At 69.3% G+C, this 22,291-nt stretch carries 20 protein-coding genes; 2 read left to right on the top strand and 18 right to left on the bottom strand.

Annotation, left to right across the window (positions count from 1 at the left end):
- Positions 1 to 474 precede the first annotated feature (474 nt).
- The 6 genes from BL254_RS13335 to BL254_RS13310 form a co-directional block, all read right to left on the bottom strand.
- Complete coding sequence (locus BL254_RS13335; RefSeq protein WP_047224025.1) at positions 475 to 1,620, bottom strand: RNA polymerase sigma factor; 1,146 nt, start codon at positions 1,618 to 1,620, stop codon at positions 475 to 477.
- Between the two features lie 8 nt (positions 1,621 to 1,628).
- Positions 1,629 to 2,036: a YciI family protein gene (locus BL254_RS13330; RefSeq protein ID WP_047223956.1), complete on the bottom strand. Its 408-nt coding sequence runs from the start codon at positions 2,034 to 2,036 to the stop codon at positions 1,629 to 1,631.
- A gap of 999 nt (positions 2,037 to 3,035) precedes the next feature.
- Positions 3,036 to 3,512 (bottom strand): DUF309 domain-containing protein, encoded by a 477-nt coding sequence (locus tag BL254_RS13325; RefSeq protein WP_254858100.1) that lies wholly within the window; start codon positions 3,510 to 3,512, stop codon positions 3,036 to 3,038.
- A 216-nt stretch (positions 3,513 to 3,728) separates the two neighbouring features.
- On the bottom strand, positions 3,729 to 4,328 hold the full coding sequence (locus tag BL254_RS13320) for an NADPH-dependent FMN reductase (RefSeq protein ID WP_086055508.1): 600 nt from the start codon (positions 4,326 to 4,328) through the stop codon (positions 3,729 to 3,731).
- Between the two features lie 3 nt (positions 4,329 to 4,331).
- Positions 4,332 to 5,975: an NAD(P)/FAD-dependent oxidoreductase gene (locus BL254_RS13315; RefSeq protein WP_047223958.1), complete on the bottom strand. Its 1,644-nt coding sequence runs from the start codon at positions 5,973 to 5,975 to the stop codon at positions 4,332 to 4,334.
- Positions 5,976 to 6,042: 67 nt separating this feature from the next.
- Positions 6,043 to 6,267 carry a 3,4-dihydroxy-2-butanone-4-phosphate synthase gene (locus BL254_RS13310; RefSeq protein WP_083731053.1) on the bottom strand — a complete coding sequence of 75 codons (225 nt, stop codon included), beginning with the start codon at positions 6,265 to 6,267 and terminating at the stop codon, positions 6,043 to 6,045.
- Between the two features lie 250 nt (positions 6,268 to 6,517).
- On the opposite strand from BL254_RS13310, the gene BL254_RS13305 reads away from it, so the two are divergent.
- Positions 6,518 to 7,705: an LLM class flavin-dependent oxidoreductase gene (locus tag BL254_RS13305; RefSeq protein WP_047223959.1), complete on the top strand. Its 1,188-nt coding sequence runs from the start codon at positions 6,518 to 6,520 to the stop codon at positions 7,703 to 7,705.
- A 145-nt stretch (positions 7,706 to 7,850) separates the two neighbouring features.
- Here the strand turns inward: BL254_RS13305 and BL254_RS13300 are convergent, their stop codons facing one another.
- From BL254_RS13300 to BL254_RS13265, 8 genes are all read right to left on the bottom strand, one after another.
- A complete protein-coding gene (locus tag BL254_RS13300; RefSeq protein WP_083731052.1) occupies positions 7,851 to 8,990 on the bottom strand; it encodes an epoxide hydrolase family protein in 1,140 nt (379 codons plus the stop codon).
- 60 nt (positions 8,991 to 9,050) lie between these two features.
- Positions 9,051 to 10,265, bottom strand: coding sequence for a cytochrome P450 (locus BL254_RS13295; protein WP_047223960.1), 1,215 nt, complete (start codon positions 10,263 to 10,265; stop codon positions 9,051 to 9,053).
- A 443-nt stretch (positions 10,266 to 10,708) separates the two neighbouring features.
- Positions 10,709 to 11,929 carry an acetyl-CoA C-acetyltransferase gene (locus BL254_RS13290; protein WP_047223961.1) on the bottom strand — a complete coding sequence of 407 codons (1,221 nt, stop codon included), beginning with the start codon at positions 11,927 to 11,929 and terminating at the stop codon, positions 10,709 to 10,711.
- Between the two features lie 90 nt (positions 11,930 to 12,019).
- Positions 12,020 to 12,784: a crotonase/enoyl-CoA hydratase family protein gene (locus tag BL254_RS13285; protein ID WP_076843455.1), complete on the bottom strand. Its 765-nt coding sequence runs from the start codon at positions 12,782 to 12,784 to the stop codon at positions 12,020 to 12,022.
- Positions 12,784 to 15,189 (bottom strand): long-chain-fatty-acid--CoA ligase, encoded by a 2,406-nt coding sequence (locus BL254_RS27055; RefSeq protein WP_052914758.1) that lies wholly within the window; start codon positions 15,187 to 15,189, stop codon positions 12,784 to 12,786. Before BL254_RS27055 ends, BL254_RS13285 begins: the two co-directional genes overlap by 1 nt.
- A 16-nt stretch (positions 15,190 to 15,205) precedes the next feature.
- Entirely contained in the window at positions 15,206 to 16,390 is a 1,185-nt protein-coding gene (locus BL254_RS13275; protein WP_076843454.1) for an acyl-CoA dehydrogenase family protein, read from the bottom strand.
- Between the two features lie 56 nt (positions 16,391 to 16,446).
- Entirely contained in the window at positions 16,447 to 17,406 is a 960-nt protein-coding gene (locus tag BL254_RS13270; protein WP_076843453.1) for an alpha/beta hydrolase, read from the bottom strand.
- Between the two features lie 7 nt (positions 17,407 to 17,413).
- Positions 17,414 to 17,884, bottom strand: coding sequence for a hypothetical protein (locus tag BL254_RS13265; RefSeq protein WP_139342297.1), 471 nt, complete (start codon positions 17,882 to 17,884; stop codon positions 17,414 to 17,416).
- Between the two features lie 163 nt (positions 17,885 to 18,047).
- On the opposite strand from BL254_RS13265, the gene BL254_RS13260 reads away from it, so the two are divergent.
- On the top strand, positions 18,048 to 18,734 hold the full coding sequence (locus BL254_RS13260) for a TetR/AcrR family transcriptional regulator (RefSeq protein WP_047223965.1): 687 nt from the start codon (positions 18,048 to 18,050) through the stop codon (positions 18,732 to 18,734).
- A gap of 107 nt (positions 18,735 to 18,841) precedes the next feature.
- Here the strand turns inward: BL254_RS13260 and BL254_RS13255 are convergent, their stop codons facing one another.
- The 4 genes from BL254_RS13255 to BL254_RS13240 all read right to left on the bottom strand — a co-directional run bounded on the left by BL254_RS13255 (position 18,842) and on the right by BL254_RS13240 (position 22,234).
- A complete protein-coding gene (locus BL254_RS13255; RefSeq protein WP_047223966.1) occupies positions 18,842 to 19,168 on the bottom strand; it encodes a hypothetical protein in 327 nt (108 codons plus the stop codon).
- Positions 19,169 to 19,172: 4 nt separating this feature from the next.
- The gene (locus BL254_RS13250) at positions 19,173 to 20,057 is read right to left on the bottom strand and encodes a 3-hydroxyacyl-CoA dehydrogenase family protein (RefSeq protein WP_200902474.1); all 885 of its coding nucleotides are present in this window, start codon (positions 20,055 to 20,057) and stop codon (positions 19,173 to 19,175) included.
- A 211-nt stretch (positions 20,058 to 20,268) separates the two neighbouring features.
- Positions 20,269 to 21,873, bottom strand: coding sequence for a malate synthase A (gene aceB, locus BL254_RS13245; RefSeq protein ID WP_076843451.1), 1,605 nt, complete (start codon positions 21,871 to 21,873; stop codon positions 20,269 to 20,271).
- A gap of 145 nt (positions 21,874 to 22,018) precedes the next feature.
- Positions 22,019 to 22,234, bottom strand: a complete 216-nt coding sequence (locus BL254_RS13240) for a hypothetical protein (protein WP_139342296.1) — start codon at positions 22,232 to 22,234, stop codon at positions 22,019 to 22,021.
- Between the last annotated feature and the right edge of the window lie 57 nt (positions 22,235 to 22,291).

The raw sequence follows: 22,291 nt of genomic DNA, 5'->3' as shown, positions 1-22,291 counted from the left end.
AGGTCGACTGAAAGGCCGGGGCGAGGCACTCCCGAGTGATGGGGAGAAGCCGGGGTCGCGACGACCGGCTCGCTTCGCGTCGCACGCGCGAATCTCGACGCGTCCTGGTGGGCGGGTCGGCCGGGGCCCCTCCCGGCCGGTGCCGGTTAGCTTTCCGGCGGACGAGCCGCCGAGAAAGCCGAGACGGGCGGACGGGCGGCAGGTCAAGGCCGTGGCTTTTCCGGCTCTTCGTAGACAAGCCTGGGTGAGCCGCTTTTCGGGCAGCCGAACCGTCGCAGATGGGTCACCTTCACCGGCACTTCACCGGGCGGGTCTCTTGCGACACCACGCTTCCAGCGCGCCTGTTCGCCGCCGCTGAGCTTCCCCGTCGGCAACGCGTCGTGCGGTTGGTCTCGACCCGCCTGCTCACTGCGAGGCCACCGCTCTGGCCACGGGGCCGCGCCAGGTGCTGCGGGGAAATCCGAGCGCGACCCGTCAGCGACACCGGCGGGCGTTGAGCCGGGCGGCCTGACGTGTCAGGTGGTCGCGCTCGGCGAGGTTGGGCGCCTTGTGGGCCGCCTCGGCGTACAGCCGTGCCGCCGTCACCAGGTCCCCGTCGCGCTCGTGGAGATACGCCGCCACCGCCGCGTGGCGAGGCAGCGAGGCGTCCAGCGCCGCGAGCGCCGCCAGCCCGGCGCGCGGCCCGTCGGCCTCGCCGACGGCCACCGCACGGTTGAGTCGGACGACCGGGCTGTCGGTCAGGCGCGCGAGCTCGTCGTACCACTCGACGATCTGCACCCAGTCCGTCTCCTCGGCGGTAGGCGCGTCGGCGTGCAGCGCCGCGATGGCGGCCTGGGCCTGGAACTCGCCCAACCGGTCGCGGGCGAGGGCCGCCTGCAGGATCTCGACGCCCTCGGTGATCGACTTGGTGTCCCACCGGCCGCGGTCCTGCTCGGCGAGCGGCACCAGGCTGCCGTCGGGCGTGGTCCGGGTGGCGCGCCGGGCGTGGTGGAGCAGCATGAGGGCGAGCAGCCCCGCCACCTCGGGATGGTCGATCGCGGCCGCGAGCTGCCGGGTGAGYCGGATCGCCTCGGCGGCAAGGTCGACGTCGCCGGAGTAGCCCTCGTTGAAGACCAGGTAGAGGACACGCAGCACGGTGGCGACGTCACCGGGCTGGTCGAACCGCACGCCGGAGACGGTGCGCTTGGCCCGGCTGATCCGCTGCGCCATGGTCGCCTCGGGCACCAGATAGGCCTGGGCGATCTGGCGGGTGGTCAGCCCGCCGACGGCGCGCAGCGTGAGCGCGACCGCGGACGCCGGCGTCAGCGACGGGTGGGCGCACAGGAAGTAGAGCTGGAGCGTGTCGTCCACCGCGGGCGCGGGCCCGGGCGCCGGCTCCTCGTCGACGAGGTCCTCACGCCGGCGGCGGGCGGCGTCCGCCCGGGCCGCGTCGAGGAACCGGCGCCAGGCCACGGTGACCAGCCAGCCCTTCGGGTCCCGCGGCGGGCCGGCCGGCCAGACCCGGACCGCCTCGACCAGCGCGTCCTGCACGGCGTCCTCGGCCGCCGCGAAGTCGGCTCCGCGGCGGACGAGGATCCCGAGCACGCTCGGTGTGAGGCTGCGGAGGAGGACCTCGTTCACCTGAGAGGTCACTGCGTGATGGTGGGCGGCGCGGTCAGGAACGGGCGCACCTCGAGCCACTCGTGGATCGGCTCCCCGCCCGCCCCCGGGGCGGCCGACAGCTCCCCGGCCAGCTCGATGGCGCGCTCGTAGCTGTCGACATCGATCACCATCCAACCGGCGATGAGGTCCTTGGTCTCGGCGAACGGACCGTCGGTGACCGGCGGGCGCCCCGCACCGTCATACCGGACGAACGTCCCCTCGGGGGCGAGCGCCTGGCTGTCGACGAACTCGCCGGTCCCCTCGAGCCGGGCCGCGAAGTCGCGCATGTACCGCATGTGCGCCGCGATCTCCTCCGGCGTCCACCGGTCCATCGGCACGTCGTTGACCGCAGCCGGAGCGCCGCGGTAGTGCTTGAGCAGCAGGTACTTGGCCATCGTGGTTCTCCTCGGTGCTGGTGCGACCCATGGTGGTCACATTCACCGCGGGGACGGAGCCAGTCATGGGTTCTCGACATCACCGTCCGAATCTTTCGGCTCCCGTAGATCAGCCTGGATGAGCCGTCTCGCGCTGTCCGGGTCCACGGCATGGCACGAGGGCGAGACGAAACGAGGTCTTCCACGACCAGCAGCGACCAAACACCCGAATCAGGAGAAGGCCTCGCGTGCGTCACTGTACGTGTAGTCCTGGCGCGTCGTGGTGCGCTCGGACCGATGAGTTGTTCGGCGTGGAGGGCATGCGGGGTGGCCGCGGTCAGCCACGGCCGGCACGTCCAGATCCTGCACGACGCCCCGTCCCTCGGCACACCGGTGCGGGCGCGGTGGCACAAGCGGATCTGGCACTGCCCCAAACCCTCATGTCGTCGAGGGATCTGTAGGCGCGCATGATTCGTCGCGCAGTTCTCTTATCATAAATACTATGTCCACCAGGACGACCCAAAGCCCCACCCAGAACAGCGCCATTCGCATTCACAAGAAGATCGATAATGCTGGCGAATAGTATATAAATCAGATGTGTCCTACGGCCAGATTTGCGCCCCCGCCGCAGCACCTTACGGAGAACAGCCCTCGCCCATTCGGTAGATATTTTTGCAACTAGCGGCTCAGGATGAAGGCGTCCGTCTCTCGCATATCTTCTGACTTCTCGACGCATCTGACGAGGCAGACCATTCCACGACCGAATAGCAAGAAGGTCGGCTTTGTAGAACGAGTTCTCGTCCATAAATTTCGTTCCTCTTTTTAACTTCCCGCATCCAAAACCTCCCTCCATCAGGAGGAGGGTCAATATTATCTCACTTGAAGGATGCCGGGTCGCCCCGCCTCCGTACAGATACGCACGGAGACGGGGCGGGAGGTTACCTGCGTAGCCAACCGTGCCGAAGGTGATAAGCACCAGCCCGGATCCAGTAAGTGTGCCAGGACACCGGCCTGGTCCAATTAGCGTGCCGGAGAGTCGCGCTTCCAAGCCATTGGCAGTGAGCTCTCCCCCGGCCCGCCCCAGTCCGCCTGTAACGCCCCCTTCAGCGCCTCCTGAAAGGCGGCCCGACGACCGTCACGCACCCCGGGATCGACGCAGCCGTCGCTCACGGCGAGGATTACGGAGGCCCCGACAGCGGCCATCTGACTGCGATCGTTCGCCGCAGCACGTTCGATCTCGTCGGCGAGCATCGCGGCCCACCGGCTGAGGCCCGCGGCGTTCACCCCGTAGGGTGGCGCGGTCGCGTAGGGCACGAGGTGGTCGACACTGCGCCGGAGCAACGCCGCAGCCCCAACGTCGTTGCCGCGGGCAAGGTGGGTCAGGCCCACGGCAAACTGGGCGAGACCGCGCCACAACTCGCGTTGCCCGTCGGGCGCGACCTTCCACACGGCCTCCAGCACCTCGTGAGCCTGAAACGGCCGACCCGACTCGATCAAATGCTGTGCCCAGGCGAGAGCCTCAACCGGCGGCACCACCAAGTCGACAGGGAGCGAGTCCACCCCCGTCTCGCCGTACCCCAGCGGGCGCCCCAGCGCGTCTCGCGGCCGAGCGTTGCGGGCACGGCCCCGGACATCGCGGTCGCGCAACCCCGGCTTCCCTTCCACATCCTCACCGTACGCGCCGGCCTCCAGCCGGCCCACGGCCGCGGCCGGCTACAGATCCGTCGCGGCCAGGCCCATCGGGCTCTGTCGCTCGGCGAACGCGACGACCTGCCGCGCGACGGTCTCGAGCTGGAAGCGGGTCTGGTCGTCGACGCATTCACCGTTCTCGTCGAAGACTCGGTTCGAGGCGTTGATCGCCGCGCCGAGCGGGCTCGGCCATCCCCGGAGTGCATGGACGGTCGCCCGCAGACCGGCCAGGGTGGAGACCGTCGCCTGCCACCCGTACGCCACCGCCACGCAACCGACGGGAACGCCGTCGAGGTAGGGCCGCTCGGCGTCCCGAAGGTCCTCGATGTAGTCGAGCGCATTCTTTATCATTCCGGAGATCGCGCCGTGGTAGCCCGGCGACGCGACGATGACGGCGTCCGCTTCCCGCACGGCCTCGACCAGGCGGACAGCCCGGGGTGAACGCTCCCTGGTCTCGGTGTCGTAGATCGGTAGCATCAGGTCTCGGCTCGCGATCACGTCGATCGAGGCTCCCTCGGCGCGTGCCGCGGCGGCGCTCACCCTCAGGGCCTGTTCGGAGCTCGAACCGGGCCTCGTCGAGCCGCCGATGCACAGTAAGCGTGGCTGCCGCATGTCAGCATTCATGATCTAGTTCCCTTCTGCCGTGGGCGTGCGGCGAAACCCGCGATAGCCGTCGGCGGCGACCTCTTCGCATTCCCTGCGGTAGCGCCGCAGCCCGCCGGCATAGGGCATGAAGACGCGGGGCTTGCCCGGCACCTCGGCGCCCAGGTAGTACGAGGCGGCGGCCAGGTAGAGCGTGCCCTGGGCAACCCGGTTCACGTGCGCGACCCACGCCGCCTCGGCCTCCGGCTCGGCCTCGATCACCGGGGTCTTCGCCGCCCGTGACGACATGATCAGGTCGGCGAGAAATTCGACGTGCTGCTCGATGGAGACCATCACGTTGCCGAGCAGCGACGGGCTGCCCGGGCCGGCGACCACGAACATGTTGGGAAACCCGGCCGTGGCGAGCCCCAGGTAGGTGAGGGGGCCGGAGGCCCAGTGCTGGCGGAGTGACTGACCTCCCCTGCCGCGGATGTCCGGTCGCAGCAGCGAACCGGTCATGGCGTCGAAACCGGTGGCGAAGACGATCACGTCGAGCCCGTACTCCGACGTCGTCGTGTGCAGGCTCGTCTCGGTCACCTTCACGAGCGGAGAGGCGGAGATGTCGACGAGCGTGACGTTGGGCCGGTTGAACGTCTCGTAGAAGCCCGTGTCGACGCACGGGCGCTTGGCCCCGTAAGGGTAGGTGCGCGGGCTGAGCAGCGCCGCGGTGGCCGGGTCGTCGACCCGCTCCGCGATCTTTCCTCGGATGAAGTCGGCCGCGGTGTCGTTCGCCGCCTGGTCGATCAGCAGGTCCGAGTAGGCCAGCAGGAAACCGAAGCCCGCCGAGTTCCACTGCTCCTCGTAGTGCGCCTGCCGCTCCTCGTCCGTGACCTCGAGGGCGGACCGCGGGTTGGCAGGCACCGAAAGCCCCGTCGACGAGCGCCTGAGCCGCTCGCGCCGGGCGGGGAGCTCGGTGCGGATGGCTGCCCGATCGGCGTCGGTCAGCACGTAATGGTGCGCCGGGACGCTGAAGGTGGGTGTCCGCTGGAAGACCACCAGCTCCGCGACGACCGGGACGATCTCGGGGATGACCTGGATGCCGGACGACCCGGTGCCGATCACCCCGACCCGCTTGCCCACGAGGTCGACCTTGTCCTTCGGCCAGTCTGCGGTGTGGAGGACCGTTCCCGTGAAGTCCTCGACACCGGGGATGTCGGGGCGCTTCACGGCGGACAGGCAGCCGGTGGCCATCACCAGGTAGCGACCCGAGACGACCGACCCGTCGTCGCCTCGTACCACCCACAGATCGGCCTGCTCGTCGTACCCGGCCTCCGTGACCCGAACACCGAGGGTGATGTCGCGGCGCAGGTCGTACAGCTCTGCCACGCGGTGGATATAGCTCAGGATCTCCGGCTGAGCGGCGTAGCGCTCGGTCCAGTCCCAGGTCGCGTCCAGCTCCGGCGAGAAGGAGTACGAGTAGTCGGTGCTGTCGACGTCGCACCGGGCCCCGGGGTAGCGGTTCCAGTACCAGACGCCGCCGATGTCGTCGCCGGCCTCGATCACCGTGACAGTCAGCCCGCACTCGTCCCGGAACGAACGAAGCAGGGCCAGGCCGGCGAACCCGGCACCCACCACGATGACGTCGACCGGCGAGTCGGGAAACGAGGTCGTTCTGTCACGTTGCGTCATGTCTCTCCTGTGATAGCTCGCAAGGTTACGGAACGAACGTCGAGTTCCCCGACCAGACCCATAAACGTTAGCGTTGACATGCACGAACGATGTTGACGGGAGCCTCGGTGGGCCCGGCTCGTACGTGAGCCACTCCCGCACGCGCCCGGAGCGGGAAGACGTGGCCCGGTCGGCGAAGCCGCTCGCGCGTGGCGCCGTCCGCCGGGACGGCAACGGGGCGCGCGGTTCGCCGCGGACACACCCGCCCCGGTCCCGCTGGCGTCACGCCGACCGTCCGCCCCGTAAGGCCCATGACCTGTCCTTCGCGGGCCTGGGCGCACAGGACGTGTCCGCGCCACCCATGTCATCAACATGACCGTTGACGTTAGAGGGTGACGGCGATCGGGTCAACGTCGGCGTCGACGGCATCGAGAGTCCATGATCTCGCGTCAACTTAAACGTTGACATGCTCCCTCCCGACGTGGTGGTCTGCCTGCGGGCGCCGGTGTGACCGACGTCGCAACCGTGACCCTGGGGACACACCCCAGAGAGGAGCACCTGATATGGCCCGTCGGCGGCTACGTTTCGGCGCGTTCGTCCCCCCGCATCACGTGCCCGTGAAACAGAACCCGACCTACTCGCTTCAGCGAGACGTCGAAATCGTCCAGCTCATGGACAACATGGGCTTCGAGGAGGCGTGGTTCGGCGAACATCACTCGTGCGGCGTCGAACCCATCGGCGACCCGCTGATGTTCATTGCGCACGTGGCAAACCTGACCAAGACCATCCGGCTGGGCACCGGCGTGCTGTCGCTGCCCTACCACAACCCGCTGTGGGTAGCCGACCGGATGGTGCTCTTAGACCACCTGACCCGGGGACGCGCCATGCTGGGTCTGGGGCCAGGCGCGCTGAGCACGGACGCCAACATGATCGGCATCGAGGCGAGCGAGCAGCGGGACGCCTTGGAGCAGGACACCGCGGTCCTCATGCACCTGCTCACCGAGGATGAGCCGCTGACCATCGAGACGCCCCGCTACAAGCTCGTAGAGGCCCGCCTGCAGCTCGACACGTACACGAACCCCCTGTTCGAGGTGGCGACGGCGGCGATCGTCAGCCCGTCCGGCCCCCGACTGGCCGGCAAGCACGACCTCGGCATGATCTCCATCGGCGCGACCAGCGCCGGCGGGTTCGACGCCGTCGGCCACCACTGGGGCACACTCACCGAGCGGGCGGCAGAGTTCGGTCACACGCCGGACCGCAGCCGCTGGCGGCTCGTGGCTCCCTTCCACATCGCGGCGACACGCGACCAGGCGCTCAGGGACGTCGAGCACGGCATCGACGCCTGGTGCGACTACCTACAGCACACCGCGTCGACGCCTCAGATGAAGGTCGAGGGCGAGACGACCAAGGAACGCATCGAGTGGGTCGTCGAGAGCGGCACCGGCGTCATCGGCACCTACGAGGACGCCATCAACCAGATCGAGCGGCTCTGGGAGCAGTCGAAGGGCGGCTTCGGCGCGATGCTGCTGTTCGACCACAACTGGGCGCCGTGGTCGGCGAAGAAGGAGCACTACCACCTGTTCGCCAACCACGTGCTGCCTGCGTTCCAGGGCACGACGCGCCGCCTGGAGCGGAACGAGGCCTGGACCCGGAGCGTGCGCGAGGCCAAGGCTGCGGAGAACTGGAAGGCCATCGAGGCGTTCAGCCAGAAGCACGCGGACGAGGTGGCCGCCAAAGAGGCAGCGCGCTGACCGGCGGCCTTTCCCCCCGCCGGACAGACACCACCCGCCGGAGCTGACAAGAGCGCGGCACGGATCCTCGTGAAGCGAAAGGTGCCCCGTGGAGCGTTCAACGGCTCCACGAGGCACCTCGGGTTCCACCGTTCGAGAATTCCGGCTATTCCTTTCTGACAAGCCGGAAAAAGGTCCGCAGCTCGTCGACGAACGTGGCGGGCTGCTCCAGGGCCGGGAAGTGCCCACCGACGCTCAGCTCGTTCCAGTAACGGATGTCGGTGAGCCTGGCCTCGGCACGCGCCCGCGGGACCCGGACGTGCTCCAGCGGGAAGATGGAACAACCGGTCGGCACACGCACGGTGTCGTCCGGCATGTCCGGGAAGCTCTCCCAGTAGATACGTGCCGCCGTGGCACCCGTGTCCGGGAGCCAGTAAAGCATCACGTCGTCGAGCATCGCCTCACGGCTGATCGCGTTCTCCGGATGGCCCTTGCAGTCGGTCCAGGCGTAGAACTTCTCGACAATCCACGCGAGCTGCCCGGCGGGCGAGTCGGCGAGCCCGTAGCCGAGCGTCTGCGGCCGGGTCGCCTGCTGGGTGAGGTAACCCATCCCGGTCCGGGCGAATGCGGCCGCCCGGTCGGCGCCCGCCTGTTCAAAAGCACTCAGGACGACGTCCGGGTCGGGTTCGGCGGCGAGGTCGACGACAGGGATCGTGAGATGGACGCCCGCCACGTGCGCGGGGTCGGTGGCCCCGATTCGGGCGGTGACCACGGAGCCCCAGTCCCCACCGTGCGCGCCGTAACGTGTGTACCCGAGCCTCGCCATGAGGGTCGTCCAGGCGTCGGCGACGCGCTGGACGTTCCACCCGGTCCGGGTCGGATGTCCGCTGAAACCGAACCCGGGCAGCGACGGGCAGACGACATGGAACGCGTCCGCCGGGTCTTCCGGACGAACGAGGGGTTCGATGACGTCGAGGAACTCGCGGACCGATCCGGGCCAACCGTGCGTCATGATCAGCGGGAGCGCGTCCGGGTGGGGTGAGCGGGCATGCAGGAAGTGGATGTCCAGGCCGTCGATCGGTGTCCGGAACTGGCCGACCGCGTTCAGCCGATGTTCGCAGTTCCGCCAGGTGTAATCGTCCGCCCAGTAAGCGCACAGCTCCTGGATGTAGGACAGCGGCACACCCTGGGACCAGTCGTTGACGGTCTCCGCCCGCGGCCAGCGGGTACGCCGCAGGCGATCCCGCAGATCGTCCAGTTCGGCCTCGTCGATCGCCAGTTGGAACGGCGTGATCGTGTCATCCACAGTGTCCTCCCAGGTCGTTTCTTGCCACGGGCGGTGGCCAAGCCGGGACGGTTCGGAGGCTCACGCGGCGCGGGGGGTGAACTCGAGCAGTAACGAGGCGGGTGCGCGGCTGAACAGCCCTTCGTCGGTCGGGGTGTAGCCGTCGGGGAAGCGGATGTCATCCATGGCGTCCAGGAGCAGGTTCGCGCCGATTTCGACCTCGGCCTTCGCGAGCACGGCACCTACGCAGAAATGCCGGCCGCCGCAGAAGGCCATGTGGTTGGCCGCCGCGGAGAAGGCGCGCGAGACATCGAGGTCCTCGCGGAAGATGTTGAAGCTGTCCGCGTCGGCGTACCGGCGGTCGTCGGTGTTGGCCGCCCCGATCACGCAGGCCACCGACTTGCCCGCGGACAGCGTGCCGCCGGACATCTCGGTTTCCTCCTTGACGGTCCGCAGGATGATCCGCACCGGCGGGGAGTACCGGAGGGTCTCGGCAAACGCCCGGGCGATCAGCGAGCGGTCCGCACGGACCGCCTGTAACTGGTCCGGATGACTGACGAGGTTCTTGAACATGCTGGCCAGCGCCTTGTCGCTGGTCTCCCCGCCGGCGATCAGCAGGAGGCCGGTGAAGGCGTTGATCTCCTCATCGGTCATCCGCTCGCCGTCGATCTCGGCTGTGCAGAGCGTCGACAGCACGTCGTCGCCCGGGTTCCGGCGGCGTTCCTTGATGACCGGAGTCAGGTAGGCCCGAAGCTCCGCCGTGGTGCGCAGGCCCGCCGCCGTCACCTCCGGGTCCCCGACCACGTTCGACAGGAACGCCATCATGACCGAATACCAGCCGTGGAACAGGGCGTGATCGGACTTCGGCAGGCCGAGCATGTCCACGATCACACCGATCGGGAAGCGGGTGGTGAACTGGCCGACGATGTCGACACGCCCGTCGGCGCGGAATGCCTCGAGGAGTTCCTCCGCATTCCTACGGATGACCGGCAGGAACTTGCCCTGCAGGTCCTTGCCCCGAAAGGCGGGGGCCACGAGCGCGCGTTGGACCGAGTGCTCGCGGCCCTCCATCTGCAGGATGCTCCGCCCGATCACCGGTTCGAGTTGCCAGGAGTAGTTCTCGCTGCTGAACTCCCGGAACGCGCGATTCACGTCGTCGTACCGGCTGATAATGTAGGCGCCCATGGCCTCGTGCCAGATCAGCGGGTGTTCGTCACGCCATGCCCGGTAGATCGGGTACGGGTCCACGACGAATTCCAGCGACATCAGGTCCGGTGGTGCGCCCAGGCTACCCATGGTCATGGCTCTCCTCTGCGGTGGTAGAAAAGTGACTGACAGTCTGGCGCCGCGTTTTCCAACGCCAAAGGTCGCGCGGCGATTCTTTTTCCGCGCGACCAGCCGCCGCGGCTATCGGGTCACTACTGCGGTGAGTCGGCGGAACCTGCTGTCGTAGGACACCGATCCGTGCACGGATACCGTGCCCTCGCCACTGACGTTCAGCCGCCCGGTGTGAATGACATCACAGGCGCTGCACGCTTGTCAACATACAAGTTGACAGGATTTCGGACAATGAGGTTCGTTCAACGTCGTCCAGGATCCCGTCAAGGCGTTCAGCCAGAAGGAGACGGCGCGCTGGCGGGCGGCCTTCCCGCCCCGCCGGAACCTGACAAAGGGCGCGGCACCCCGGACCGGATGGCCCGGGGTGCCGCCGCCCTGTCATCGGGAGTGCGGTGTGGCCGTCAGCTCAGCCGCTCAAGCACCATCGCCATGCCCATACCGCCCCCGACACACATGCTCTCGACGCCGAACCGGCCGTCGACACTGTCGAGCCCGTTGAGCAACGTGCCGGTGATCCGTGCACCCGTCATCCCGAACGGGTGGCCGACGGCCAGTGCGCCGCCGTGCACGTTGAGCTTCTCGAGCGGGATGCCGAGATCCCGATAGCTGGGGACGACCTGAGCCGCGAAGGCCTCGTTGATCTCGAACAGGTCGATGTCGGCGATCTCCTTGCCGGCCCGGCTCAGGGCGAGCCGGACGGCCTCCACCGGTCCATAGCCCATGATCTCCGGCGAAAGGCCGGTGACGGCCGTGGAGACGATGCGTGCCAACGGGGTGAGGCCGAGCTGCGCCGCCTTGGTGTCGCTCATGACGATCACGGCCGCGGCACCGTCGTTCAACGGGCACGCGTTGCCGGCGGTGATGAGCCCGTCGGGCCGGAACGCCGGTTTCAGCCCCGACAGGCCCTCCACCGTCACACCGGCGCGGGGGCCGTCGTCCGCCGTGACGACGGTTCCGTCGGGCGTCGTGACGGGCGTGATCTCCCGGGACCAGAAGCCGTCGGCGATCGCCTTCTCCGCCAGGTTCTGCGAACGCGCGGCGTACTCGTCCATCTCCAACCGGCTGATGCCCTTCGCGCGGGCCAGGTTCTCCGCCGTGTGCCCCATCGCCAGGTAGACGTTCGGGACCTGGCCGGACTCACGCGGATCGGACCAGCTGTCGCGGCCTTCCTCGGCGTCGCGGGCAGTACGCGCCTGGGCCTCGCCGAAGTACGGGTTCATCGTGTCGGGCAGCGAGTCGCTGTTGCCCTTGTCGAAGTGGCTCACCAGCTCCACGCCGGCCGAGATGTAGGCGTCGCCCTCGCCCGCGCGGATCGCGTGGAAGGCCATCCGCGTCGTCTGYAGGGAGGAGGAACAGTAGCGCGTGATGGTCGTGCCGGGAAGGAAGTCGTAGCCCATGCGCACGGCGACGACTCGGCCCATGTTGTGGCCCTGGTCGCCACCCGGCAGGCCGCAGCCCAGCATCAGGTCGTCGATGTCGTGGGGGTCGAGTTCAGGGACCTTGTCGAGTGCCGCCTGGACAATGGTCGCGGCCAGGTCGTCAGCGCGTAGTGCCTTCAGGGAGCCCTTGAAGGCGCGGCCGATGGGTGAGCGTGCTGTGGAGACGATGACTGCTTCGGTCACGGGTACTCCTTGATGGTGGACGAGCGGGTGTCAGGGCCGGACCGGCCGGGACTCATGACGTGGAAGACCGGGGCGCGCATGCATCCCGGCCTACTCACCGAGCCAGTGCGGCTGCCGCTTCTCGACGAAGGCAGCCGCTCCCTCGCGGGCGTCCGCCGAGGCTAGGACGACGCCAAGCAGCTCACGCTGCCGGTCCCAGGCCGACGCGGTGGGCAAGCTCTTGGACTCACGAATGACCTGCTTCGTCGTCCGCACCGCCAGCGGCCCGTTGGCGGCAATCTCCGCGGCGATCTCCAGGGCACCGGACAACGCCTCCCCCGATCCGACGAGCCGGTTGACCAGGCCCCATCGGTGCGCCTCGACGGCCGGCATGGTGCGGCCCGTCAGCGCATACTCGACAGCGATGCCGGACGGTATCCGAGCAGGTAGGCGCAGCAGCCCACCCGACCCGGCGATCAGTCCGCGCTTCACCTCGGGGATCCCGAACGAGGCGTCCTGGGCCGCGACGACGATGTCGCAGGCCAGGACGAGCTCGCAGCCGCCCGCGAGCGCATGGCCCTCCACCGCCGCGATCAGAGGCTTGCGGGGCTGGCTCTCGGTGAGACCGGCAAGCCCCCGCCCTGGCACTTCCGGCCGCTCGCCGGCGAGGAACGCCTTGAGGTCCAYCCCCGCGCTGAACGTGCCCGCGGCACCGGTCAGGACGCCGACGCGCAGCGACCGGTCCTCGTCCAGCTCGTCGAGGGCCGCGGCAACCCCGGAAGCCACGGAGCCGTCGACCGCGTTCCGCACCTCTGGCCGGTTCATCGTGATGACCAGCGTCGAGCCGTCGCGCCGGCACAGTACCGAGTCCGTCATCACAACACCTGCGTGCTGCCGCGCGGGGCCGACGAAGGCGGGGCCGACGAGCGAGAGGCCAGCGAGCGCGCGGTCCCGAGCCGGTCCCGGACGACACGCCCGCCGACGATCCTCGCGTCACGGACCTCGACGATGCCCGCCAGGTGCAGCAGCGCCGGGTCGCCCAGCGCCCCCTCGAGACCGTCGAGGCCACCGGCGTACACGCCGGTCTGGGTGGCGTGGAAGGCGACCTGCGGGCCCGCGGAGAACATCTCGTTCACGGTGAACCCGGTGACGTCCAGCACCTGCTCCGGCGGCTGTGCGCCGGTGACCGCGTCGTCGATCACGACCGGAGCCGAACGAAGGTCGCGCTCGCCGAGCCAGGCCTTGACGACGGACTCGGCGGCGGGGTTCGCCGTTCCCGGTACGGGGTCCCACGGGGCGACCGCGGGCGCGTCGACGACGTCGCTGGCCGACCGGTCGAGCTGACGCCGGCGTGCGTAGTAGTCCTCCTCGCAGAAGCAGTGGGTGAGCTGCTCGCCGTTGCTCCGGAACAGCGCGACACCGGGCCAGGCCGCACGGCGGCCTTCGAGACGGGCCGACGCACCGTGCTCGGTGAACCACACGGCAACCCGGTCGCCCGCCGCGATGACCTGGTGGGCGGTGACGACCAACCCGGGGTAGCGGTTGAGCTGGGCCAGCGTCGCGGGCACGTACTCATCGCGAGGTCCCAGCAGGTAGCCGCCGATCAGCAGCGTGTAGTCCGGCGACAGGATCTCCTCACAGACCTCCGGGTGCCGCCCGTTCAGCCAGTCGACGCTCCAGCGCCGGACCAGCGCGGCCGCCGCCGCCGTGCGGCCCGGGCCGGCCGGGCCGGCCGGGCCGGCCACAGTCGCGGGGCCGCCGGCACCCGTCACCGACCAGTACGGCTCCCGGAGGTCCTTCTTGAGCACCTTGCCCGAGGCGTTGCGCGGCAGCTCCGTCACGACGTCCATCGACGTCGGGCACTTGTAGCGCGCCAACCGGGTGCGCGTGAAGGCGATGACCTCCTCCTCGGTGGCTGTCGCACCGGGGCGCAGCACGACCACCGCCTTGACCGTCTCGCCCCACCGCTGCGACGGCACGGCGATGACGGCGACGTCGGCGACCGCCGGGTGATCGGCGAGGACGCTCTCGACCTCGGCGGGGTAGACGTTCTCCCCACCCGTTATGATCATGTCTTTGAGGCGGTCGTGCAGGAAGACGTAGCCCTCTTCGTCGCGGTGCGCGGCGTCGCCCGTCCGCAACCAGCCGCCGTCGACCAGGGTCGCGGCAGTCGTCTCCGGCTGGTTCCAGTAGCCCACCATGTTCTGGGCGCAGCGGATCCAGATCTCCCCCACCGCGTTGGCGGGCAAGGGCGCCGTCGTCGCGGGGTCACGGATCTCGATCTCGACCCACGGGAGGGGACGGCCGACCGACCGCATCAGGCCGGCCCGCGGGCCTGCGGGATCGTGCGCCTCCGGTGGCAGGTACAGCACGGTCCCCGACGTCTCGGTCATTCCGTAGACACCCAGGAATCCGCAGCTCAGCCGCTCCATGGCCCGCAGCATCAGGAACCCGCTCATCGGGGCCCCGCCGTAGCCGATCAGCTCCAGGCTCGACAGGTCGGCGCCGGTCGCCTCCGGGGCGTCAAGCACGGAAGCGAGGACCGCCGGAACCCAGAAGGCATGCGTCACACCGTGCCGCTCGACCTCCGCCAGCAGCCCAGCCGCGTCGGCCTGCCGCGCGATCACGGTGTGCCCGCCCTGACTGAGAGTGGTCAAGCTGTAGCCGGCACCACCGATGTGGAACAGCGGCGAGGTGACCAGGTTGACGCTACGTTCGCTCATGCGCCACGCGGTCTTCGCCATGTCGGCGGTGGGCAGCAGGTTCGCACTCGTGATGCGGGCGCCCTTCGGCAGCCCCGTCGTCCCCGAGCTGTAGAGCTGAAGTACGACGTCGTGCGGGGACACGTCGTGCCGAGGGTCGGTGCTGTCCGGTCCCTGTAACCACTGCTCGTAGCGGTCGTCGAGGACGACCACCTTCACGGCGGCCTGGCCGGCCGGGAGCAGCCCCACGAACTCCGGGCCGGCCAGGACGAGGCTCACCTCGGCGTCCCGCAGGATGTCGGCGACCTCGCGGGGGGCCAGCCGCCAGTTGACACCGACCAACACGGCACCGATCTTGCTGCAGCCGAGCAGCGCCTCGAAGAAGGCGGGGCTGTTCTTGTCGATCATCGCCACCCGGTCGCCGTGCCCGGCCGCGTCGCGCAGCAGCGCACGGGCCACCTGGGAACTCCGCCGGTCCAGCTCGGCGAAGGTGAGGGTGCTGGCTCCGCACGTGACGGCGGGAGCGGTCGGACGTTCGCCCGCGTGACGCCGGACGAGGTCAGCAATCGTGAGAGTCATCGCGGCGCCCCTGCGACTAGTAGCTCTTGGGCAGCCCGAGGCTGTGCTGCCCGATGTAGTTGAGGATCATCTCCCTGCTCACCGGTGCGGTCCGCAGCATCCGCGCCGTGAACCACAGGTCCGACAGCCCGAACTCGTTCGACAGCCCGTTGCCACCGTGCGTCTGGATGGCGTTGTCCAACGCGCCGAGACATGCCTCGCCCGCTGCGTATTTCGCCATGTTGGCCGCCTCGCCGGCGTCCTGGCCCTTGTCGAACAGCTCGGCGGCCCTGGCGTTCATGAGGCGAGCGAGCTGGACCTCGATGTAGGACTTCGCCAGCGGGTGGGCGATGCCCTGATGGGCGCCGATCGGTACCGACCACACCGTGCGCTGGTTGCCGTAGACCGACGCTCGGTGCAGGGCGTAGAGCGCGATGCCGTTGGCGATCGAGGCCGCCGCGATCCGCTCCGGGTTCAGTCCGGCGAAGACCTGCCGGAGCCCCTTGCTCTGCTCCCCGATGATGCCGTCCGGCCGCACGGGCACATCGTCGAAGAAGACCATGAACTGGCGCTCGGGAGCACCGAGCGCGGAGTCGATCGGGCGCATCGAGAGCCCGGGAGCGTCCTTCTCGACGACCAGGAGCGACAGCGTCGGCCTACCGTCCGGACCCGGTTCGGCGTCTCGAGCGACGACCAGCAGGGCGTCGGCCTCGTCGGCGCCTGACGTCCAGTACTTCCCGCCGTTGATGCGCCACCCGCCGCCCGCCACGGGCGTCGCCGTGGTCACGATCTTGTGGGTGTTGGTGCCGGCGTCCGGCTCCGTGATGGCGAAGGCCATCTTCTTCGTGCCGTCCGCGATCCCCGGTAACCACCTGGACCGCAGCTCCGGCGAGCCGTGGTGCGCCAGGATGTYGCCGGCGATCGTCGGCGAGATGACCAGCATCTGGACCGGGCAGCCGTGCGCCGCGCACTCCTCGATCACGACCGACAGGTCGGCGAGCCCGCCACCGCCGCCGCCATGCTCCTCGGGCAGGTGCACGCCGAGGAATCCGGCCTGCCCGAGGTCCGCCCACAGCTCGTGCGTGAACTCCTGCCGGCGGGCCACGTCCTGGAAGTACGACCGGCCGTACTTGTCCACCAACCGACCCACGCTCTCGCGCAGCGCGCGGCGTTCCTCCGGCTCGTCGAGGACAGGCGAACGGCTTAATCGGTTCTCGCTCACAGGCTTCCTCCACGTCGAACAGGCTCGGCGTGTGCAACGTAGGACTCGATCGAGCTTCAGTCAACCCTTGCGTTGACGGGCTCGGTGAGCGTCGCGTGAAGCCACCGTGCGATGCGGTCTGGCAGGTCGCGGGCCTCGTCGACGACCTTCGCCATCCAGAAGAAGCCGTGGATCAACCCGTCGTAGTGGACGGCGGTCACCGCCACACCCGCGTCACGCAGGCGTGCCGCGTAGTCGATGCCCTCGTCGCGCAGCACGTCGTACTCCGCCGTCACCAGCAGGGTCGGCGGGAGCCCGGTCAGGTCGGCCGCGCGGCCGGGGGCGGCATACGGGTCCGYGCCGTCATCCGGGCAGGCCAGGTAGTGGTCCCAGAACCACTCCATGCCGCCACGTGTCAGGCCGAACCCTTCGGCGTTGTCCCGGTAGGAGGCGGAGCGACTGCCCCGGGCGGGCGCGAGAGCCGGGTACATCAGTACCTGTCCGGCGATCGGCGGGCCGCCGCGGTCGCGGGCACGCAGCGTTACAGCGGCCGCCAGTCCGCCCCCCGCGCTGTCACCGCAGACCACGGTGCGCCCCGGTGGCACGCCCCACCGCCCCGCATGGCCCGCCAGCCACGCGACGGCTGCCGCGCAGTCCTCGCCCGGCCCCGGGTGCGGGGTCTCGGGAGCCAGTCGGTACTCCACCGATGCGACGACGCACCGCGTCGCGTTGGCCAAGGAGCGGCACGGCGCGTCGGCGACGTCCACGCTCCCGGTCACCCATCCCCCGCCGTGCAGGTACACGACAAGCGCCAGCGGAGCGCCGCCGACAGGGTGATACACCCGGACGGGTATGCGACCGACCTGCCCGGGGACGAGCAGGTCCTCGACCTGCTCGACGTCCTCCGGGGGTCCCTGCAGGCGCTTGCCAGCGGCAACGGACTCCCTCGCCTGCAGAACACTCATGCGGTCGTAAGGCAGGACTCCCAGCTCTTCGAACCGGCCGAGCAGGCGTCGGCACTGCGCGGTGAGAGGCACGGCGCGCTCAGGCCAGGCCGGTCAGGGGGCGGCCCCCGTTGTAGGCGGCCCAGAGGGTGGCTCCCTCACGATCGGTCAGCGACAGCGGCTCAAGCTCGACGTCGCCCGGGTCGAAGTGCGTCCAGAACGGCGGGTCTCGCCAGATGCCGGYCTCGATGACGGCCGCTCTGGTCTGCTCGTGCGCCACGATCGTGGCGTCCCGGAACAGGGGGCTGCCATGGGTGTGATCGCCCTGGTGATGGGTGTTGACGAGCGTGCGCGCCGGGGCCGCCGTAACCGAACGGATGCTGTCGAGGTACGCCCTGGTACGCGCATCCGTCGCACACGCGTCGATGCCGACTGCGCCATGAGGTCCGACCAGGAGACCGGTATTGTTGATCCACCAGCTGCCATCCGGCTGGACATACGCGAACACACCATCGGACACCTCCGTCAGCACCGGCGAGCCGAGGGAGGATTCTTGCAGTGACGTGCTCATCGCACTCCTTAAACACTTGCGTTGACGAAACGTCGCACACGGGCCCTTCCTGGGCAAGCAGCCGGACGCGGCCGCCCTCACGGGCACCACGCCGGTGTGACCGCACCCGCGGACCCTTGGTGAGGCAGTGAGAACCCTTGGTGAGGCAGTGAGAAAGGACCCCGTGGCTGAGCCTTCGAGCGGCATCGCCCGCCGGCGCGAGGCGGCGCGCAACGAAGCGAACCCTGCCTACCTGCAGCGTAGGCAGGAGATCGTCGCGGCGGCCGCGCGCGTCTTCAAAGCGAAGGGCCTACAGGGCGCCAACCTCGCTGACATCGCCGCCGAGTCAGGGGCCGACCGCGCCTCGCTCTACTACTACGTGGGCAACAAGGAAGAACTCTTCCACGAAGTGGTCCGCGAGGCTGTGGTCGCCAACCTCACCGTCGCCCAGGGCATCCGGGACGGCGAGGGCAACGCTCCCGACAAGCTGCGCCGCCTCATCATCTCGCTGATGGAGTCCTACGAGCAGCAGTATCCGATCCTGTACGTCTTCATCCAGGAGAACCTGACTCACGTGCCGGACAAGCACGCCGCCTGGGCACGCGACATGCGGCGCATCAACCGGGACTACGAGTCGATCCTCATCGAGCTCATGCAGCAGGGCATCGACGAGGGCTCGATCCGCCCCGTGGCGCCCGCCTGGGTCATGGCCTACGGGATCATGGGGATGGTCGGCTGGACCAACCGGTGGTTCAACCCCGACGAGTCCACGATCAGCGCGGCCGAGATCGGCTCAGCCTACGCGGACAGCTTCCTGCGCGGCATCGAGATACCCGTGCGTGGGCGACGCCGGGGTCGCGGGGATGCCTGACGCCCGGCGCCCACTGACCAGCGCCCCGCCCGCGCTGACCCGCGTCCCCACTACACAGGCATCGACGTCCACGTCGGCGGCGGTGCCTGCGGCTGGTAGCTTGATCGTCAGGCGTACACAAAGTGGGCCTGGAGGCGCTCGCCGTCCAGGCTCACCCACCCACGCGAACGCGCGTAGGACACCATGCCGTCGAACGACGCGGCCGTCCTCTCGGCGCTCGAAGCTTCCAGCGCCGAGAGGACGGCCGCACGCAGACCCTCGACGCTGAGCCACACGACGTCGCCGGCCACATGCCCGAGGCCGGCTTCCACCAGCGCACCGGAAGCAGCCGATGCTTCGACGCCGACGAGCTCGACATGCAGCCGCGTGAAGTCCTCGGGCTCGCACAGAACGGCTACCGGCCGTGGCGATCCGTGCCGCACCTGGACCAACATGGCCTCAGCCCGCCACGAGGATGGAACGGGTGTCCCCCGCCGCCGGCTCATCCGGCCACCGGTAGAAGCCCTCACCGGACTTGCGGCCCAGCTTCCCGGCCGCCACCTTCTCCACCAGGACGGCCGGGGGCGCAAATCGCTCGCCGTACACCGAGCAAAGCTGCCGGGCAATGTCGAGCCGCACGTCGAGGCCGACGACGTCGCTGAGGCGGAGCGGTCCCATCGGGTGGCGGTACGCCACGACCATCGCCGTGTCGATGTCCGCCGCGGACGCCACCCCGTCCTCGAGCATCCGCATGGCCTCCAGGCTCGCGACCAGGTCGAGCCGGCTGGTCGCAAAGCCCGGTACGTCGCGGACGACGATGGCCTGCTTCCCCAGGCGCGTCACCAGCGTCCCTGCGTGCCGCAGCGTGTCTTCTGACGTCCGCGAACCTCTGACGATCTCCACCATCCGCAGCGACCACACCGGGTTGAAGAAGTGCATGCCCAGGAACGTGGCCGGGTCCGGCAGCCGAGCGGCGAGCGCGTCGATGGACAGCGAGCTGGTGTTCGACGCGAGCACGGCGGGCCCGCGCTCAGCGGCCGCCGCGAGCACCTCGTGCTTCAGCTCGAGGCGCTCGGGGACGGACTCGACGACGAGATCGAGCGCGCGAGGCAGGTCCCGGACCCGGTCCACCGCAGTGACCCGACCAGGGATCGCCGCGGCCTGCTCGGCCGTCAGCCTGCCCCGCGCGAGTCCCTGCCGGGACTGCGCCCGCACGGTCTCGACGCAGCCACGGGCCCGGCCGGGGTCCGGCTCGACGACGAAGACCTCGCAGTCGGCCGCGGCGAAGACGTACGCGATGCCGACGCCCATGGTCCCGGCTCCGATAACACCGACTGCCGTCACGTGTTCCTCCCGTCGATCGACGTGGCAATGCGTGCGGCGCAGGTGCGTCGTGGGTCGTGGGTCGTGAGAGGCCCGGCACCGGTCCCGCATGGCGGACGCTACGACGCCTGTCGGCGTTCGTCAACTTCAGCGTTGACGTGCTGTCACGCCCTTGGGACCCTGACCCGTGGCCGACCAGAACGCCCCCCGGACCATGCGCCGACCGCCGGGTTCAAGGCATGCGCTCGTAGGCGGGCAGGGTGAGGAACTCGGCGAAGTCGTCGGCCAGCACCACCTCGATGAACAGCAGACGTGCCTGCTCGAAACCGGCGGCGTCGAACCCGTCGCCGAGCCGCTGGGCGATCGTGGCCAGTTCCTCGACAATGATCCGTTCGACCAGGTCACGGGTGACGGGCAGGCCACCGTCAAGAACGACCCCGTGGTGCAGCCACTGCCAGATCTGGGAGCGTGCGATCTCGGYGGTGGCCGCGTCCTCCATCAGGTTGAAGATCGCGACCGCGCCGGTGCCCCGCAGCCATGCCTGCAGGTACTGCAGGGCCACGCTGACGTTGTTGCGCAGTCCCGCCTCGGTCTGACTGCCGCCGGCCGAGGCGACGTCGAGGAGTGCGGCCGCGTCCACCGTCACGTCRTCACGGGTCCGGTCGAGCTGGTGCGGACGATCGGCGAGCACCCCGTCGAACACCTCCCGGCACAGCGGCACCAGGTCCGGATGGGCGACCCAGGAACCGTCGAAGCCGGCCTCGGCCTCGCGGGTTTTGTCCTCGCGCACCTTCGCCACGGCCGTCTCGTTCACGGCCGCGTCGCGGCGGCTCGGGATGAAGGCGGCCATCCCACCGATGGCGTGCGCGCCCCGCCGGTGGCAGGTGCGTACGAGCAGGTCGGCGTAGGCGCGCATGAACGGTGCTGTCATCGTCACCGAGTTGCGGTCGGGCAGGACGAACCGTCCGCCCCGGTCACGCAGCTTCTTGATGACGCTGAACAGGTAGTCCCACCGGCCCGCGTTCAGCCCGGCGGAGTGCTCACGCAGCTCGTAGAGGATCTCCTCCATCTCGAAGGCCGCCGGGAGGGTCTCGATGAGCACGGTGGCGCGGATCGTGCCACGGGGGAAGCCCAGGGCGTCCTCGGTGTGGCTGAAGACCTCGTTCCACAGCCTCGCCTCCCGGTGACTTTCCGTCTTCGGCAGGTAGAAATACGGTCCGGAGCCCGCCTCGAGCTGACGCCGGCCGCAGTGGAACGCGTAGAGAGCGAAGTCGAACAGACCGCCGCTGACGGGCTCGCCGTCGACGAGCAGGTGCTTCTCGTCGAGATGCCAACCGCGGGGACGTACCACGATCGTGGTGGTCGTGTCGCCGAGGACGTACCGCCTGCCCTCCGGGCTGGTGAAGTCGATGGTGCGGTCCAGGGCGTCACTCAGGTTGAGCTGGCCGGAGACCATGTTCTCCCACAGCGGGGTGTTGGCGTCCTCGAAGTCCGCCAGCCAGACCTTCGCCCCCGAGTTCAGTGCGTTGATCGTCATCTTGCGGTCGGTGGGCCCGGTGATCTCGACTCGGCGGTCGACCAGGCCGGGCGCGGGTGGGGCGACCTGCCAGTCACCCTCCCGGACGTCCTTCGTCTCGGGCAGGAAGTCCAGGTCCGCGCCCGCGGACAGCTGGGCCTGCCGCTGCGCGCGGGCGGCGAGCAGGGCACCGCGGGTGGYGTCGAACCGGCGGTGCAGGTCGGCGAGCAGATCCAGCGCGGACCGGGTCAGGATCTCCTCGCCCCGGTCCACCCGCGGTCCGATGATCTCAACCCCGGCGGGGATGTCCAACTCACTCATACACCACACCCGAATTCCATATCGTGGAAGTTAAAATTCGTATTATGGAATAACGTACGATAGCCGTCGGTGCAGCACAACCACCGCCGCCGACCTGCACCCGTACGGAGGATCACGCAGTTCCCCTGTGGCGGGGGGCCGACGGTCACATGGTCCGCGCTGTCACGCGATCCGCGCGGAGGTGGGAGGTGTACATCGGCGCACCGAGCAGCAGCGTGTCCGCCGCCAGCAGCTCCGCGACCAGCCCGTCCTGGAGCGCGGTCGTGGGGGGCTCCGGTGTGTCGTCCRCACCGCGCAGCCGGGGCGCCCAGTRCAACGACACGTCGGACAGATGGGAGAAGCGGGTCGGCATAGAGATCACGGCCTCCGCGACCGGGAGCAGGACCCCCGGTCAGGACCGCCCATGCCCGGATCRCCG

Origin of the sequence: Protofrankia sp. BMG5.30 (assembly GCF_001983005.1) — a bacterium.
GTDB lineage: Bacteria > Actinomycetota > Actinomycetes > Frankiales > Frankiaceae > Protofrankia > Protofrankia coriariae.
This window is presented reverse-complemented; position numbering and strand designations above follow the sequence as displayed.

What these genes read in the sequence shown, in the direction of transcription:
- BL254_RS13330 (WP_047223956.1), bottom strand. Translation starts at nt 2,036, where the DNA reads ATGGCCAAGTACCTGCTGCTCAAGCACTACCGCGGCGCTCCGGCTGCG.
- BL254_RS13320 (WP_086055508.1), bottom strand. Translation starts at nt 4,328, where the DNA reads ATGAATGCTGACATGCGGCAGCCACGCTTACTGTGCATCGGCGGCTCG.
- BL254_RS13315 (WP_047223958.1), bottom strand. Translation starts at nt 5,975, where the DNA reads ATGACGCAACGTGACAGAACGACCTCGTTTCCCGACTCGCCGGTCGAC.
- BL254_RS13310 (WP_083731053.1), bottom strand. Translation starts at nt 6,267, where the DNA reads ATGGGCCTTACGGGGCGGACGGTCGGCGTGACGCCAGCGGGACCGGGG.
- BL254_RS13305 (WP_047223959.1), top strand. Translation starts at nt 6,518, where the DNA reads ATGGCCCGTCGGCGGCTACGTTTCGGCGCGTTCGTCCCCCCGCATCAC.
- BL254_RS13295 (WP_047223960.1), bottom strand. Translation starts at nt 10,265, where the DNA reads ATGGGTAGCCTGGGCGCACCACCGGACCTGATGTCGCTGGAATTCGTC.
- BL254_RS27055 (WP_052914758.1), bottom strand. Translation starts at nt 15,189, where the DNA reads ATGACTCTCACGATTGCTGACCTCGTCCGGCGTCACGCGGGCGAACGT.
- BL254_RS13255 (WP_047223966.1), bottom strand. Translation starts at nt 19,168, where the DNA reads ATGTTGGTCCAGGTGCGGCACGGATCGCCACGGCCGGTAGCCGTTCTG.